Below are 15,186 nucleotides of genomic sequence, written 5' to 3'. Positions count from 1 at the left end.
TACCTGGAGAACACTAATGGAACTGCAATCATTCAAGTTTCGCATTGAGGACAATGTCGCCTATATCACCCTGGCACAGGGTGATCGCGGCAACCCCTTCGATGCCCGCTTCACTGAAGAATTTAACTACCTGGCAACCGAGTGCGACAGCAACCCTGAAATTCGCGCCGTGGTTATGGATGCGGAAGGTCGTTTTTTCAGCGTCGGTGGCGACCTCAAAACCTTCACCAAAGGTGACCGCACCGACTTGCCGCCTTTCATTAAGATGGCAACTGGCAACATGCACATGGGTGTATCGCGCCTGTCGCGGATGGACGCGCCATTTATCGTCAAGGCTGATGCGCTTATGGCAGGCGGCAGTATCGCCTTTGCCGCCGCTGCGGATTTTCTGATGGTCGGCCCCAACGCCAAGTTCTACGGCGCCTTTGCCGGTATCGGCTTCTCCTGCGACTGCGGCAACTCCTACTTTTTGCCGCGCCGGGTCGGTGTTCGCAAAGCGTTCTCGTTCTTCGCACGCAATGAGACCTGGACTGCCGAACAAGGCCTGGAATACGGCCTGGTCAGCGAGATCCACCCCTCCGACGAGCTCGACGCAGCAACAGAAAAGCTTGCCAAAGAACTGGCCGCTGGCCCCACTTTCACCATTGGTCAGTACAAGCGATTGATGCTGGAATCTCTGAACACACCGCTGGAAACCCAGCTGGAGATGGAATCCCGAGCGCTAACTGAGTGCACCCGCACCGATGACACATGGGAAGCGGTTCTTGCAGTAGCAAGCAAACAAAAACCCGTGTTTAACTATAAGTAATAAGACCGTATTGAGGACGATATTGCTATGTGGGCATACCCAGAAATAAAAAACGTTGCTGACATTGTTCGTTACAACGCTAGAAATCATGGTGGCGAAATTGCCACCTACTTTGCCGGCCGGGAATTGACCTGGCTGGAGATGGACAGCAAGTCCAGTCAGATGGCCAACCAAATGGCCGCTGCCGGTGTCGGCGCCGGCGACCGGGTGCTGTACTACGCAGGCAACGCAGACGATTACTTCATCACTATCTACGCCTGCGCCAAACTCAATGCGGTATTCATCCCCATGAACTGGCGTTTGGCTGCCGCTGAGGTTGCGCTGATCGTGTCTGATGCCGACCCCAAACTGGTTCTCATCGAAGACACCTTCGCCCCCCTGTGGGAAGGCGCGCAAAAAGAACTCGGCCGCACCATTGATTCGGTGGACGTAAAGCTGGGCAAAGGTGACGAAAACCCGCTGTGGCAATGGTACGCAGAAGCCTCCTCCGAGGACCCGATGGCCCCCACGGCACTAGACGACACCGCATGGCAGATTTACACCTCCGGCACCACCGGCCTGCCCAAGGGCGTGCAGATGACCAACGGCGGCATCATGCTCCAGCGTTTGTGCGAGCACCTGGAACCCGCCTACACCTGGGATCACAACGACCGGTACCTGTTCTGTGTACCCAGCTTCCACCTCCTTGGCCTGGGGCTGTCAATGCAGGCAATGTACAACGGCGCCACCATCGTTGTGGCTTCCCGCTTCGACCCCAACGAGGTGTTGCAACTGATTAACACCCAGCGCCCAACACTGGCAGGCCTAGCACCAGTGATGATTCAGATGCTGCTGGAAAACCCAGAAACACCCAACACCGACTTCAGCAGCATTCGGGAAATCATGTACGCTGGCTCCCCCATCGCTATGGGTCTGCTCAAGCGAGCGATGGAAAAAATCCCCTGTCGCTTTATGCAGTTCTACGGTTCAACCGAATCCGGCGGCGCGATTACCCTCCTGCGCCCGGACGATCACGACCTGGCCAACGAGAAGCGCCTGACTTCCTGTGGCAAACCGCTGCCGCTGATGGAAATTAAGGTCGTCGACGGCAAGGGCAACGCCTTGGGCGCCAACGAACCCGGCGAAATGCTGGCGCGCCTGCCCTCTATCACCAAAGGCTACTGGAACAAGCCCGATGCCTGGGCCGAGGTGTTTGATAACGGCTGGTACCGCACTGGTGATGTGGGTTACTTTGACGACGCCGGTTACCTGTACATAGTGGACCGGGCCAAGGACATGATCGTCTCCGGCGGCGAGAACATATACTCGTCCGAAGTTGAGAACTGTTTATCCCTCCACCCCGACGTTGCTGCCGTCGCCATTATCGGTGTGCCCAGCGAGAAATGGGGCGAAGAGGTCAAGGCACTGGTCATTCCCAAGCCCGGCACCAACCCGGACCCCGAAGATCTGATCAACTTCAGCAAGCAACGCCTGGCCCAGTACAAATGCCCGAAGAGCGTGGAATTTGTTGCTGACTTCCCTCGCACCGGCGCCGGCAAAGTCTCCAAAAAGGACCTGCGCGCCCCTTACTGGGAAAACGTCGAGCGCGGTGTCGGCTGATTTGCACTGAGGTTTTGACATTTAAGCCAGTACGCCATCGTACTGGCTTTTTTTTCGTTGCAACCGAATTACAATAACGCCTCGAAAAGATGACGTTATCGGTCGCAGCAAGCACAGGAGAGTAACATGGCAACAACTTATGATGACGCGTGGTTGATCGATGGTCGCCGCACCGGTTTTGGCTCCCTCAACGGCACCTTGTCCCAGATTTCTGCCACCGATCTGGGCATCGCTGCGGTAAAAGGCCTGCTCGCCACAGGCAATTACGACACCGAAGATTTTGACTGCCTGTTTGCCGCCAACCTGGCGCCTTCAGACTTTGATGCCGGGTACCTGCCCCGCCACATCGGCCTGTATTCCGGCCTGCCACAACGCATGCCTGCGCTGATGTTGCAGCGCCTGTGTGGCTCCGGCTTTGAGTTGATTGCCCACGCCGCCGACTATCGCCAGCTGAACAAAGCAGATGCCATGGTCTGCGTTGGCGCCGAATCCATGTCCCGCATGCCCATGTGTAACTTCACTGCTCGAGGCGGCTTCAAGCTCGGTCAGGTGGATTTTCGCGATTACCTAATGGAACTGCTGTACGACGCTGCCGCCGATATCCCTATGGGCTGCACCGCAGAAAACCTGGCCAAACGCTACAACCTGAGCCGGGAAGAAGTCGACGCTTTCGCCTATGAAAGCTTTGAGCGCGCGCTGGCCGCCCAGAAATCCGGCGTATTGAGCGACGAAATTTTGACCCTCACCAATCAGACCTTTGAGTGCGAAGGCCTGAAAACCAAGCAGTTCAAACTGCCCCGTGGCGTCGAAAGCTTCAATACTGACGAGCACGTTCGCCCCACAACAAAAGAAACCCTGGCGAAGCTTCGCCCCTCTTTTGCCAAAGACGGCGTACAAACCGGCGGCAACAGCTCCGGTATCGTCGACGGCGCTGCCGCGGCCATCGTTGCCAGCAAAGCCTACGCTGACAAGCGCAGCGTTCAGCCCCTGGCCCGCATCGTTGCCTCTGCCGCAGCGGCTGTTGACCCCCATGTAATGGGTATCGGCCCCGTACCAGCCATCAAAGATATGCTGGAAGCCACCGGCCTGAACCTGAGCGACATCGGCCTGTTTGAAGTGAATGAGGCGTTTTCTGCCCAGTGTTTGGCGGTTGCCAGAGAGCTGGACATCGACCTGGCGAAACTGAACGTTAACGGTGGCGCCACGGCCTACGGTCACCCACTGGCAGCAACGGGTGTTCGCTGCACCACCACTCTGGCAAAAGAGATGAAGCGTCGCGGCATCCGCTACGGCATCGCCTCTGCCTGTGTTGGTGGCGGTCAGGGTTCTGCTCTGCTGATTGAGAATACTGAGGCGTAAGCTTCGTTTTCTCTCACGCCTAGCCACAAAAAAGCCCGGCCAAATATGCCGGGCTTTTTGTGGGCGTTAAAAGGCAATCAGGTTAGCCGAGCTGTTCTTTGACCGAAGGCAGGCCCGCAGACGGACCATCAAAGCCCATCGGCATAAACCAGGCACGCCCCAAATTGGTGTGGGCTTTAGCATAAGTCATCGCAAGCTTGGCAGACGCTGTCTTAAAGGACTCGCTCGCCTCGGTATTGGCTAGCATGGCCTCCACCGCAAAGCTCAGGGCCGAGGCATCCGTCGCCGCCAGGACATTGCGAGTGGCCTCAGCACTTTCCGCCAGCGCCGCGTCACCCGCGGCCGCATCGAGCAGCTTCGCCGCCAAGTCCGACATAAGCTGCCATTCCCGGGCCACCACAGCATGCTCCTGACCGTCCTGTTGCATCATGGCGGCCAAATGCCCCATGAGCAGGCCCACTTGCTCTTTGGCCAATGGTGCATCGTCCCGAATCGCGGGCATGATGCTCTCCTGGATTGCACGAATCATGGTCGCCAGACGCAATTGGTTCGAGGGGTTCATAGGGATTCCTCCAGCAAGGCAGCCAATTCTGCAGAAAATGCGTGGCCAGCCGAGGTCAGCCAGCTCAATAAAATATCCTGATGGCTGTGCTTACGGCCCGCCGTTTGGGCAGAGGTTGCCAGGCAAATGACCACACACTTGTAAACGCTCAGCACGCGATAAAAATGCAGGGCCTTCTGGTTGACCTCCCGACCGGTCATCTCGGTATAGCGCTGGCACAGCTCCTCGGGTGTCATCAGCCCTGAGGCCATCACCTGCCCCTCGTCGGTCACCCCTTTGTGACAGATGATCCAGGCGAGATCCTCATGAAAGTCACCGATATGGGCCAGCTCCCAATCGAGAATGGTGGTGATCTCTTTGCTGGCATCATCGAACAGGTAATTGCCAGTGCGGTAGTCGGCATGCACTACCACCAAATCCCCGGTTTCGGGAAGATTGTCACGCATCCAGCGCTCGGCAAGCCCCATTAGCGGGGAGCCCTCTGAAGCATCGTCTCGCCAGGCGCTGGTCCACCAGTTCACCTGCCAACGCGCGGCCTGAAAGGGGTCCTGATTGGGGACCTGAAATACCTCGGTATCGAAATCGACCGGCACGGCGTGCATTGCTTCAAGGTACTTCATGAATTGTTTGGACAGCGGTTCGCGGTAGGCCTCGGGCATCAACGTACCCAGGCCAGAGACATTCCCGGAATCCGTCGCGGGTTTGGTAATTCCCCCGATAAAGCCGGTGATTAGCGCAGGACGTCCGAGCTGCTCGCCATCAAAGTCGGCCCACAGTACCGGCGGCACCGGGAGCACGTTGAGCATCCTCTGCATTACCGAGAATTCTTTGCGCCGATCCGAGACCACGGCACTTTCCAGCGGGTCGAGGCGCAATACGCACTTTTGGGGATCGGCGCCATCGCACTGCAGCTCAAAAACAAACTGCTCCTTGGATGCACCGCCGCCCATGCGCTTGAGACCAACAATCTTGGGCGACTTCACCCCCTGGTTTTCTAGAAAGGCGATAACCCGGGGCTCGAGCTCCGCCTCAGATACCGAGGAATAGGCCGGCTTTTCACGCTGGGCCAACGCACCATCGAGCATATCGACAATACTGGGCTCTACATCGACACCCCGGGTGTGCCGATGCGCTGAACTAAGGGCACTCACGACGCACTCTCCTTTTTGCCACGAACGTAATCCAGCAGACTGTTGGTCCACATGACCTCACAGCAACCGCCACCCGGCTGACCATCAATATGTGCGGTAATGGGTGACTCAAACAGGGTAATCATTGGGTCAGGGCTGAGGTAGAAGGTAGCGAAGGGCACCCCCTGAAAGCGCGTAATTCGGCCAGCGGAATCGACAATATCGGCATTCACCACCCGGGTGGTCATGTCATCATTCATGGCGAACTCCACATCCACATCAGTGACCTGAGCAATGTGGCCGTCTTTGTCGACATAGCCCCGGAGTAAGGTCTGCCCCATGGACTCGAGCTTCCAGAAATGCACGCTCAATTCCGGGCCTGCGGAGGCGTGAATCCATTTCCAATGCTGGTTTACGCCCCAGTCACGGGTACCCCAGGAGTGGTCGCGCTGGGTATAACCCCGCAGGGGAATTCTCCGACCTTTGATAACAATATGCCCGGACTGTACACCTTGCTGCTCGAAGCGGTCGTGGGCAATCCACTGGGGACAGCCATCCTTATGGGAGCTGTAGGCGTAGGCGGGCTGGGTGGCAGTGAAGGTGAAATCGATTTCAAAATCATCCGACTTGTAGTGGATGTGTGCTGTTTTCAGTAGCTCACCCAGCTTCAAATGCAGACGCTCCACGCGCCAGTCAAAGAAGTCCATGTCCTCCGGCACGGAAATCCCGTCCAGTTTGTCAACCAGGGGCTCAGGCCCGATGCCGGGGCCAAACAAGGTAACAGCGCAGCCCGCCAGGCCCTGGCCGTTGACCCAGGTGTAGACAATTCCACCAATCCCCTCTTCCGGCAATTGCAGAAGGTAGGCAAGGGACTCGCGGGCAAAAGGTCCAGATTCCAGTTTATGGCGATTATCGTGGACGGGGTCGAGGGCAATAATGTCTGTGGTATATCGACGGTTCATCAGATCATCCTTATTAACAACCGAGCTTTATTTTCGGATATAGGATGACAAGGCTAACAGCGGCGGGAAATTACACAATAGACCAAAAACAGCTAGACAGAGGGAGAGAGAGTATTTTTTAATTAAATCAATGCCATAGACTGGATTTTACTCAGCAGCTCGGTGCGATTTCGCACATCGAACTTGCGAAACAAGCGCTTAAAATGATTCTGCACCGTAAACTCGGAAAGCGCGAGCTGGTCGGCAATCTGCTTGTTGCTTTTGCCCTCACGCAGGGCGAGTACCACCTCTTCTTCACGGCGTGTCAGATTCAACAACGCTGCGCTCTGATCGCTACTTCCCTGCCCCACCGCAGGAAACAGGCGCATGAGGCTTTCGTTAAGGATGGTGCGTCCGCTCTGCGCTACCAGGGAATCGAGGGCCAATAACGCACCATCACGGCGGGCACCCCCGTCTCGCCGGAGGCCCATCATCGCGCCGATCAAGTGAATTTCAGGGGTAAAGGGGTGTATGGAGGCGATAATATCGCCGTAACCAATTTGATCAATAAAATGCCAGTAGGGTCGGGCGACCGCCTTATCTTCCAGTTCACGCCGTTCCCGAACGAAGGGCCCTGCTTTTGCTTCTGGGTCTTTTACCGAAAGCAGAAAGGGATCGTGTTGCCACAAACTCGAAGTGTAGTCTCGGCGAACCTTAGAACTCATTCCAGCATAACTGAGAAAATTGACCGCCCCTTGCTGGCGGTCGGCATGGAACATCACCAGGCAAAAACTCTCCGCGCCGGCGCGAAACATCAGCTCCTGGGCAGATTGCTCAAATTCAGTTGCCAAGTGGTGCATTCCAACCTCAGTAAAGTCGTTATTTTCGACAACAAGATGCCGGGGGAAAGCGCCTTTGTCAATCGCTAGCTCACACCGGGGGGCTGACGCCACCCAGTGTGAACGCACCGCGACCTAAAAGCGATACTCGACTTCCACACCGTAGGTCCGTGGTGGTGCTGCTGAGACAAAATCGCCGAAGGAGCTTTGCTGGGAGTAATAGGAATACTCAGAGTCCAACAAGTTCCGGCCGAAAATTCTGAAGCGCCAGTTCTCATCCTTTGTGGTAAAGGCAATCTCGGCATTCAGCACATCGTAGGAATCCTGCTCAGTACGATTATCTGGCTCCCAGAAGAATCCATCGTTGTAATAATAGGCGATGTTGTAGCTCAGCTCGCCCATCCCAGTCTGCTGGCGATAGTTTGCACTCAGGCTGTAGGTGAACTCAGGAGCCCGGGTCATTTCGTTACCCGCTAAGTCGCCAGAGGTGGTCACGTTGCCTGGGCCTGCAGGGTTTGGCGAAATGATCGGCCCGTCGGGAAACTCAACATACTCGGTATCCAGGTAGGCAACCGAAAGATTCAGGTCGAGATTTTCCGTCACGAAATAGGTGGTTTCGACTTCGGCCCCCTGCATTTCGGAATCACCCACATTGAACAGGAAGATGGAGCCAGCATTGATTTGCTGCAGTTGTAGGTTTTCAAACTCGTAGAAGAAGATAGCAGTATTCACCCGCAGGCTGTTGTTGAGGAAATCCCCCTTCAAACCGATTTCATAAGCATCCAGAATTTCCGGATCAACCGGGTCAGGAATCGCACCGTTATTGGTCAGCGTATTGAACACACCGCTCTTGAAGCCACGGGCATGGTAGGCGTAGACCAATACTTCGTCATTCAGCTGGTGGTCAACCCCCAGTCGCCAAGTCGGCTCCTCCCAGGACTCTTCCTCCTCCAGGTACGGTTCAGCCGGGTTTACCGGCGCGCCGGAGATCGTATTGGTGGTACGGCCACTGAACTCCCGCTCATCCAGGGTCCAGCGCAGCCCCAATGTCACCTTGGTCGCGTCGCTAAAGTCGTAACTCACCTGACCATAGATAGCCTGCGACTCGGTCTCCTGCTCAGTATCCATGGTCACGTTGAAGGCCGGATTGGCAGAGGTCGTTTGGGTGGGATCATTCTGCGACAGTGCCGCCATATAATAGACACCGGCCGTCCATTGGAACGGCCCTGCACCGGTCGAGCTTAATTGAAATTCCTGAGAAAATTGCTCGCTGCGCTCGCGCACCAGAAAGTTAACCACGTGCGCAGGACCACTGTCCTGGTCCAGCAACAGGAAGGAATTAATATCATTGTAGCCCGTAGTGGCGATTAACTCTGCGCCCTCAAAGGCATGGGTCACCTTCAACGAATAGCTACGCTGGTCCGCCTCTGCCAGCGGTGTCCAGTCGGAGTTGATATCTTGAAAATCACCGGTGTAGGCGGCGCCAAAATTGGCGTTACTCCCTTTGGCCGGCTGCCGGGCGATACCCACATCGCTTTCCCGAGTTGCGTAAAGTGCCGATGCGAGAATGGAGGTCTGCTCACTCATATCAAACAGCAGCTTGGAGCGAATTGAACGATCCTCTTCGCCGGGACGTTCCCGCGGGTTGCCGGTAAACCGGTTATCACCGTAACCGTCCTCGCGCTTGGTATAAAGCACAGAGATATCGCCAGCCACCTTCTCAGACAACCCGGTAGTCGCATAGCCACCGAATTTGTATGTGTTGTAACTGCCGTAACCCGCTTTAATCTTGCCTTCAGTCTCAAATTGCGGGTCTTTGGTGATGACGTGAATCAAACCACCGGTAGCGTTACGGCCAAACAAGGTACCCTGCGGACCGCGCAGCACTTCGATGCGCTCGATGTTGTTAAATTCCATAATCGAGGCAACCATGGAAGAGTAATAAACCCCGTCCACGTAGGTTGAGACACTGCTTTCTTCACCGGCGGAGGAGTTCTTGGTACCCACGCCGCGAATAAATGGGGTTGCCGACGCCAGCTGCCGACTGAATTGCAGGTTTGGCACTACCATCGATAACTCATCACTGCCGGTAATCCCGGATTTTTCCAACGCCAATTCCGTCACCGCCGTAATAGCGATTGGTACCTCTTGGGCGCTCTCCGAACGCTTCTGGGCGGTCACGACAACCTCCTCCAGCTGCGCCACAGCCGAATTGCTTACGAGCATTGTCCCCGCAGCCGCAATGGCTGACACCAGTGGTAAAGGAACACCGCGAAATTTCCTAGACGTCATTTTTCTCTCCTGAATACACGTTCGCATGTCATTTAGCTACCTGGAGGGATCGGCCAAGGCAGTGAGAACCTTGACACGCCCACCGCGGCGCATATTAAGTGCTGCTCAATCGACTGCTTTAGGTTGCCAATAAAAGGGGCAATACAAAAAAACACCCCGCCACTATGTCACTGCAAACTCGAATCTTATGATCCAGCCAGCTGGCTAAACTTATAATTTTTAACTATCAATACAAGCGTTGACATCGAAAACTAGCAACAAAAAAATCACTACTACTCACTCAGCCAAGTATGCATTATTTTCACTGACTGACACTCAAGATAGTATTTTCTCCGCCCATAGGCGTCAACAAAAAACCCGCTAAAACCTGCCTTCAAATTGCAGTCTAGGCCAAGTTACCCAGGACTCAAGGTATCCATCACCGAGAAGTAATTAATACCAAATGTGGATCTGCAATAGTCGATTGAAAATCACTGTCGTCATATAATTTGACATTAGCGCGAACCATTCGCCAACACGTTCCACTGCACCAGAGGCAGCGATTTTGACAGTAGAAAAAAAGAAAACCCGCGTCCCCCAGGCGGAACGCACAGCAATTATGCGAGAGCGGCTATCAAAGGCCGCCTTCGAAGTTATTCGCGATAACGGATTTGCCAACTTCAGAACCTCAGCCGTCGCCAAAAAAGCGGGGGTATCCCAGGGCGCCCAGTTACATCACTACCCTACGAAAAACGATCTAACGTTAGCCGCGATGGAGTACGCCTACGAGCGCTCCCAACAAATTTTCATTAAAAACATCGCCGCTTTCTCTGCCGACGAGGACCCCGTCGAGGCCGCCATTAAAGATGCGGAGGACTTCTACCTCTCGGAGTTTTTTATGGTAGCACTCGACATACTGATAGCTGGCGGAAAAAATGAGGAGTTGCGGGAGCAACAGATCAAGCTGGCCTTGAACAGCCGCAGCGCGGTTGAAAAAGCCTGGATCAGAAAGCTAATCGACTTAGGCTGGAACGCAGACGCCGCTGAAGACACCTTACAAATGACTTTCTGTCTGGTGAGAGGCTACGCGATCAAATTGCTGATCACCGACAATATGGCCACCTATGACAAAATGATGGCCACCTGGAAAACGCTGGCAGCGCAGATCAAAGCCGACTGACAGCAGTAACGCTGTCAGCCAGCGCTGTTGCTACTAAGGAAACAGCTTGGCTTTGATCTCTTCCAAAATAGCAGGATCATCAATGGTTGCAGGAATTTTATAAGATTCGCCGTTGGCGATTTTCTGCAAGGTCGCGCGTAGGATTTTGCCAGAACGAGTTTTCGGCAGACGTTTCACGACAACCGCTCGCTTAAAGAAGGCCACCGGCCCCACCTCTTTACGGACATGGGCAATAGCTTCTTCTGCAACATCCGCATCGTCACGTTCGACACCGGCATTCAGCACCAGCAGCCCTAAGGGCACCTGCCCCTTCATGTCGTCGTTTACGCCAAACACTGCACACTCAGCAACATCCTTTAGCGATGCCAGCACCTCTTCCATGCGACCGGTAGACAAACGGTGGCCGGCAACATTGATCACGTCATCCGTGCGGCTCATGATGTGCACGTAACCGTCTTCATCGATAAATCCGGCATCGCCCGCATTGTAAAACCCAGGATGCTCACTGAGATACTTTTCGACAAACCCCTGATCGTTCTTATACAGACTCGGCAGTGTTCCCGGCGGCAGGGGCAGGCGGATCGCCAACGCGCCCATTTCGCCCGCGGCCATCTCTTTGCCAGCCTCATCCAGTACCACCACATCAAAACCCGGCACACATTTACCTGATGAACCGTACTTCACCGGAAACAGACCCAGCCCTGCACAGTTGGCAACCGCCGGCCAGCCCAGCTCGGTTTGCCACCAGTGATCAATAACAGGAATATTCAGCTGCTTTTCCGCCCAGTGAATGGTATCGGGGTCAGCGCGCTCCCCTGCCAGAAACAGATTCTGCAAGCTCGAAAGGTCAAAGCCGTCCGGCCCCTTCCCTTCCGGGTCTTGCTGCTTGATCGCGCGGATTGCCGTGGGCGCCGTAAACATCGCTTTAACCTTATGCCGCTCAATCAAGCGCCAATAGGTAAAGGCATCCGGCGTACCCACCGGTTTACCCTCGAACATAATAGCGGTGGCGCCACGAATCAGGGGGCCGTAAACAATGTAGGAATGGCCGACGACCCAGCCAATATCCGAGGCCGCCCAAAATACATCGCCGGGATCGATGCCGTAGATATTCTCCAGACTCCAGTTCATGGCCACCATGTGGCTACCGTTGTCCCGCAACACACCCTTCGGCGCCCCGGTAGTACCCGAGGTGTAGATGATATACAGGGGATCTGTCGCAGCCAGAGGCTCGCATTCTGTTGGCGTGCCCGCCGCTTCAACCTCGGCCCAATCCAGGTCGCGCCCGTCCGTCATTTCCGCAGCGAGTTGGGGCCGCTGTAGGATGATGCATTTCTCGGGTTTGTGTTTGCAGTAGTTAATGGCTTCATCGAGCAGGGGTTTGTAGGCAACCAACCGGCCTGGCTCAATACCGCAGGACGCCGAAATAACCACTTTGGCTTCGCAATCATCGATCCGGGATGCAAGCTCATTTGCCGCAAATCCGCCGAATACCACTGAGTGCACCGCACCGATCCGCGCACATGCCTGCATGGCCACCGCGGCTTCCGGTACCATCGGCATATAAATCACCACCCGGTCGCCTTTGCCCACCCCCAAACCTTTCAGTGCGCCGGCAAAGCGAGATACCCGATCCAGCAGAGCCTGATAGCTGATATGTTCTACGGTGTCAGTTACCGGGCTGTCGTAAATCAACGCCGTGCGATCACCGTTGCCCGCGGCAACATGGCGATCGAGACTGTTATAACTGGTATTACAAATGCCATCACTAAACCAGCGGTACAGGGGAGCAGCACTCTCGTCCAGGGTGACGGTGGGCTTACTAAACCAGTCGATTGCGTCCGCGGCGTCGCGCCAACGACGAATATTTTCCTGTTGATCCATACTATATTCCTTCTGCTGGGAACTACACGAACTCGATGGAGAGAGAACCAATCCCGCTAATTTCCAGCGACATCTTATCGCCGGGCACCACGTTCTCCAGCGGAACGAGAGACCCTGACAAAATAATATCGCCCTTATTCAAACTGATCCCGTACTCGCCAAGAGTATTGGCGAGCCAAGCTACGCAGGTTAAGGGATTCCCCAGCGCAGCCGATCCCAGGCCTCGACTCAGAAACTCGCCGTTTTTATACACCACCATCTCACAACCGACCAAGTCGACTTTAGTCGGGTCTTTCATATCATCGCGATTAATGGCAAACAGGCCGCAGGAGGCGTTGTCGGCGACGGTGTCCTGAATTTTGATCTTCCAATCCGCAATGCGGGAATCGACAATCTCAAAGCAGGGCATCACCGCTTCGGTCGCTGCCAGCACGTCGGCCTCGGTGACCCCCGGCCCCTTCAAGTCTGCAGAGAGCAGAAAGGCGATTTCTCCCTCCGCCCGGGGGGCGATCATGCCATCAAGGGAGATTTTCCCTTCGCCGATCATGCGGTCGGTCAAAAACCCGAAATCAGGCTGACCCACTTTAAGCATGTTCTGCACGGCTTCGCTGGTAACACCAATTTTCTTGCCAATCAGCACTTCGCCATCGGCCTTGCGCATTTCCAATAACGCGAGAGAGACCGCGTAGGCGTCGTCAATACTCAACTCGGGGTAGCGATCGGTTAATGGCGGTACCGCCTTGCCACTGCGCAGGGCTTGATACAGCTCCACGCTGATTTCCTGAATCTGCTGATCTTGCATGGTTAACTTGTTATCCCCTTAGAGAATGATACTGATCTTAGCCTGAGGGCGCAGACCGTTGAGGGCCAGGTTACAGGTCTTTCTCGATATCTTCAGCTCGTCGCCCTGCTCCTTGAGCACGTAAACATAATTGCCCATAAACGTATCGGTGATACCATTTTTGGAGCGATAAACGGTGAACGCAGCCTTAACAGTAATGGTGCCGTCGGCGGCAACATCATCAATCAGGATATTGCTCACCAGGCGCTGAACCTTTGATCTTGGGTACTCAGAGTGACAAGTCTTTTTATCCAGCCGAATCACTCGCTCCGTAAGCCGGTCATGGTTGTCCGCGATGTAGTAGAGATGCTTTGCCGGATCGGCTTCCTCGGCGGGCACATCCGTTGGCGGTACAAAATAGCTGCCATCGTCGGTAAACAATGCCAACCACTCCTGTAGCTGCCAGGCGTCCAGCAAGCTCGCCTCTTTGAACAGCAACTGTTGTACACGGTAAAAACGAAGCAGCTCAGCCATTGCGTTTTCGTTACTCATGATCAGCCCTCCTCCGATGTCATTCGGCGATTCCATTCTCGCCAGAAAGCACGCATCTGAACCTCATCATCAAAGGATGGCGTTTTCGCCTTCATTCCCTTTGAAATATCATTCCACGGCACATTAGCCGCCGACTGAAAGCCACGCTGACATTGCTCCAATGCTTCAACATCATCCGGGGTGGCAAATCCCCCTGGACCGATAAACTCCAGAAAGTTGGACAGACGGTATTCCCGACGCCAATCACTTTCGTCGATCACGCCAAGAGCAAAGCCATTGACCATCATTTCGTTAGGGGCAGTGGGGTAGAACGTCCGCACAGTGATCGCCATAATGTCGTTGATCACTAGGTTCGGGAAAATAATCATATTGCGATTGAGCGTGGCCATCTGCTTGGCTTTGTCTTCGCCCAGGCGCTCTACCAGCTCGGCATAAACACGGTCCAGTTCGGCCTTGCCTGTCTCACCCCACATTGGAATCCATTGGGCGATGGGCCGGCCCCAGGGCGCGCTATACTCGATTACCGCATGACCATTACCAAGATCATGCCCTTTACCGGCCAGACGCGTCGCCGTCAGACTGCCATTAGTGTTCATCAAGTAGTCGAGGTAGGTCGCGTGGGTAGCTTCCGCGTGGTAGCCATCAACGCTGTTTTCAACCAGCAGTTTCCAGTTGGCGCCGATGGAATACTCCTGGGTACCACCGATAATCTCCATCCCGGCGGCAGACTGATTGGCAACAATATCCAAATACTCTTTAGCACCGGCAAGATAGTCAGCCAGTGGCTCTATCTCTTTCTTAAAAGCGACAAAATAGAAACCCGCATACTGATCAAAATGGGGAACGTGGCGAAGATCGCAGTTGCCGTCGTCCTTAAAATTGTCTTCATACGCTGGCTCACCAGACAGGTGCGCAATCTCGCCGGTGTTTTTAAATACCCAGCCGTGATACATGCATTGGAAGCTTTTTGAATTACCCTTTTTCTCACGGCAAACGGTAGCACCGCGGTGGGGGCAAACATTGAACAGGGCGCGAATGACCCCATCCCGTCCCTTAACAAACAACAGGTTCTGCCCAGCCACCGAGCGGGCGACAAAATCCCCCGGCTTACTCAGTTCCGACTCATGCCCGAGATATAGCCAGCAATTTTGGAAAATGCGATCGCGTTCCTGCTCAAAAACTTCCTGACTTGTGAAGGTGTTGCGCGCCACTTTAAAGCGGCCACCTTCTTGATCGTCAATGATGTAGGGAGTATTCACCTTTCCACCTCTTCTGTTCGT

Annotated in this window: 13 protein-coding genes; 4 read left to right on the top strand and 9 right to left on the bottom strand. The window is 54.8% G+C overall.

Features of this window, described 5'->3' with window-relative positions:
• The first annotated feature begins 16 nt into the window (after positions 1–16).
• The 3 genes from NCG89_RS14350 to NCG89_RS14340 all read left to right on the top strand — a co-directional run bounded on the left by NCG89_RS14350 (position 17) and on the right by NCG89_RS14340 (position 3,766).
• Positions 17–808, top strand: coding sequence for an enoyl-CoA hydratase/isomerase family protein (locus NCG89_RS14350; protein WP_251087247.1), 792 nt, complete (start codon positions 17–19; stop codon positions 806–808).
• Positions 809–835: 27 nt separating this feature from the next.
• Complete coding sequence (locus NCG89_RS14345) at positions 836–2,407, top strand: long-chain-fatty-acid--CoA ligase (RefSeq protein ID WP_251087246.1); 1,572 nt, start codon at positions 836–838, stop codon at positions 2,405–2,407.
• Positions 2,408–2,533: 126 nt separating this feature from the next.
• Positions 2,534–3,766 (top strand): thiolase family protein, encoded by a 1,233-nt coding sequence (locus NCG89_RS14340; protein WP_251087245.1) that lies wholly within the window; start codon positions 2,534–2,536, stop codon positions 3,764–3,766.
• An 82-nt stretch (positions 3,767–3,848) separates the two neighbouring features.
• Here NCG89_RS14340 and NCG89_RS14335 read toward each other — a convergent pair whose 3' ends face one another.
• The 5 genes from NCG89_RS14335 to NCG89_RS14315 form a co-directional block, all read right to left on the bottom strand.
• Complete coding sequence (locus tag NCG89_RS14335; protein WP_251087244.1) at positions 3,849–4,328, bottom strand: hypothetical protein; 480 nt, start codon at positions 4,326–4,328, stop codon at positions 3,849–3,851.
• Positions 4,325–5,479: a phosphotransferase family protein gene (locus NCG89_RS14330; RefSeq protein WP_251087243.1), complete on the bottom strand. Its 1,155-nt coding sequence runs from the start codon at positions 5,477–5,479 to the stop codon at positions 4,325–4,327. The genes NCG89_RS14335 and NCG89_RS14330 overlap by 4 nt, the downstream gene beginning before the upstream one ends.
• The gene (locus NCG89_RS14325) at positions 5,476–6,420 is read right to left on the bottom strand and encodes a DUF7064 domain-containing protein (RefSeq protein ID WP_251087242.1); all 945 of its coding nucleotides are present in this window, start codon (positions 6,418–6,420) and stop codon (positions 5,476–5,478) included. The genes NCG89_RS14330 and NCG89_RS14325 overlap by 4 nt, the downstream gene beginning before the upstream one ends.
• Before the next feature lie 122 nt (positions 6,421–6,542).
• Positions 6,543–7,250 carry a response regulator transcription factor gene (locus tag NCG89_RS14320; RefSeq protein ID WP_251087241.1) on the bottom strand — a complete coding sequence of 236 codons (708 nt, stop codon included), beginning with the start codon at positions 7,248–7,250 and terminating at the stop codon, positions 6,543–6,545.
• 123 nt (positions 7,251–7,373) lie between these two features.
• Positions 7,374–9,419, bottom strand: a complete 2,046-nt coding sequence (locus NCG89_RS14315; RefSeq protein ID WP_251087240.1) for a TonB-dependent receptor — start codon at positions 9,417–9,419, stop codon at positions 7,374–7,376.
• 655 nt (positions 9,420–10,074) lie between these two features.
• On the opposite strand from NCG89_RS14315, the gene NCG89_RS14310 reads away from it, so the two are divergent.
• Positions 10,075–10,689, top strand: coding sequence for a TetR/AcrR family transcriptional regulator (locus tag NCG89_RS14310; RefSeq protein ID WP_251087239.1), 615 nt, complete (start codon positions 10,075–10,077; stop codon positions 10,687–10,689).
• Positions 10,690–10,722: 33 nt separating this feature from the next.
• On the opposite strand, the gene NCG89_RS14305 is transcribed toward NCG89_RS14310, so the two are convergent.
• Genes NCG89_RS14305 through NCG89_RS14290 form a run of 4 tightly spaced genes read right to left on the bottom strand, consistent with a single transcriptional unit; the run spans position 10,723 to position 15,165 of the window.
• Entirely contained in the window at positions 10,723–12,573 is a 1,851-nt protein-coding gene (locus tag NCG89_RS14305) for an AMP-binding protein (protein WP_251087238.1), read from the bottom strand.
• Between the two features lie 22 nt (positions 12,574–12,595).
• A complete protein-coding gene (locus tag NCG89_RS14300; RefSeq protein ID WP_251087237.1) occupies positions 12,596–13,375 on the bottom strand; it encodes a fumarylacetoacetate hydrolase family protein in 780 nt (259 codons plus the stop codon).
• A gap of 18 nt (positions 13,376–13,393) precedes the next feature.
• A complete protein-coding gene (locus tag NCG89_RS14295) occupies positions 13,394–13,906 on the bottom strand; it encodes an aromatic-ring-hydroxylating dioxygenase subunit beta (RefSeq protein WP_251087236.1) in 513 nt (170 codons plus the stop codon).
• 2 nt (positions 13,907–13,908) lie between these two features.
• On the bottom strand, positions 13,909–15,165 hold the full coding sequence (locus NCG89_RS14290) for an aromatic ring-hydroxylating oxygenase subunit alpha (protein WP_251087235.1): 1,257 nt from the start codon (positions 15,163–15,165) through the stop codon (positions 13,909–13,911).
• Positions 15,166–15,186 lie beyond the last annotated feature (21 nt).

The organism is Spongiibacter taiwanensis (assembly GCF_023702635.1).
GTDB classification, from domain to species: Bacteria; Pseudomonadota; Gammaproteobacteria; order Pseudomonadales; family Spongiibacteraceae; genus Spongiibacter; species Spongiibacter taiwanensis.
This window is presented reverse-complemented; position numbering and strand designations above follow the sequence as displayed.

What these genes read in the sequence shown, in the direction of transcription:
- NCG89_RS14295 (WP_251087236.1), bottom strand. Translation starts at nt 13,906, where the DNA reads ATGAGTAACGAAAACGCAATGGCTGAGCTGCTTCGTTTTTACCGTGTA.
- NCG89_RS14335 (WP_251087244.1), bottom strand. Translation starts at nt 4,328, where the DNA reads ATGAACCCCTCGAACCAATTGCGTCTGGCGACCATGATTCGTGCAATC.
- NCG89_RS14305 (WP_251087238.1), bottom strand. Translation starts at nt 12,573, where the DNA reads ATGGATCAACAGGAAAATATTCGTCGTTGGCGCGACGCCGCGGACGCA.
- NCG89_RS14325 (WP_251087242.1), bottom strand. Translation starts at nt 6,420, where the DNA reads ATGAACCGTCGATATACCACAGACATTATTGCCCTCGACCCCGTCCAC.
- NCG89_RS14340 (WP_251087245.1), top strand. Translation starts at nt 2,534, where the DNA reads ATGGCAACAACTTATGATGACGCGTGGTTGATCGATGGTCGCCGCACC.
- NCG89_RS14350 (WP_251087247.1), top strand. Translation starts at nt 17, where the DNA reads ATGGAACTGCAATCATTCAAGTTTCGCATTGAGGACAATGTCGCCTAT.
- NCG89_RS14345 (WP_251087246.1), top strand. Translation starts at nt 836, where the DNA reads ATGTGGGCATACCCAGAAATAAAAAACGTTGCTGACATTGTTCGTTAC.
- NCG89_RS14300 (WP_251087237.1), bottom strand. Translation starts at nt 13,375, where the DNA reads ATGCAAGATCAGCAGATTCAGGAAATCAGCGTGGAGCTGTATCAAGCC.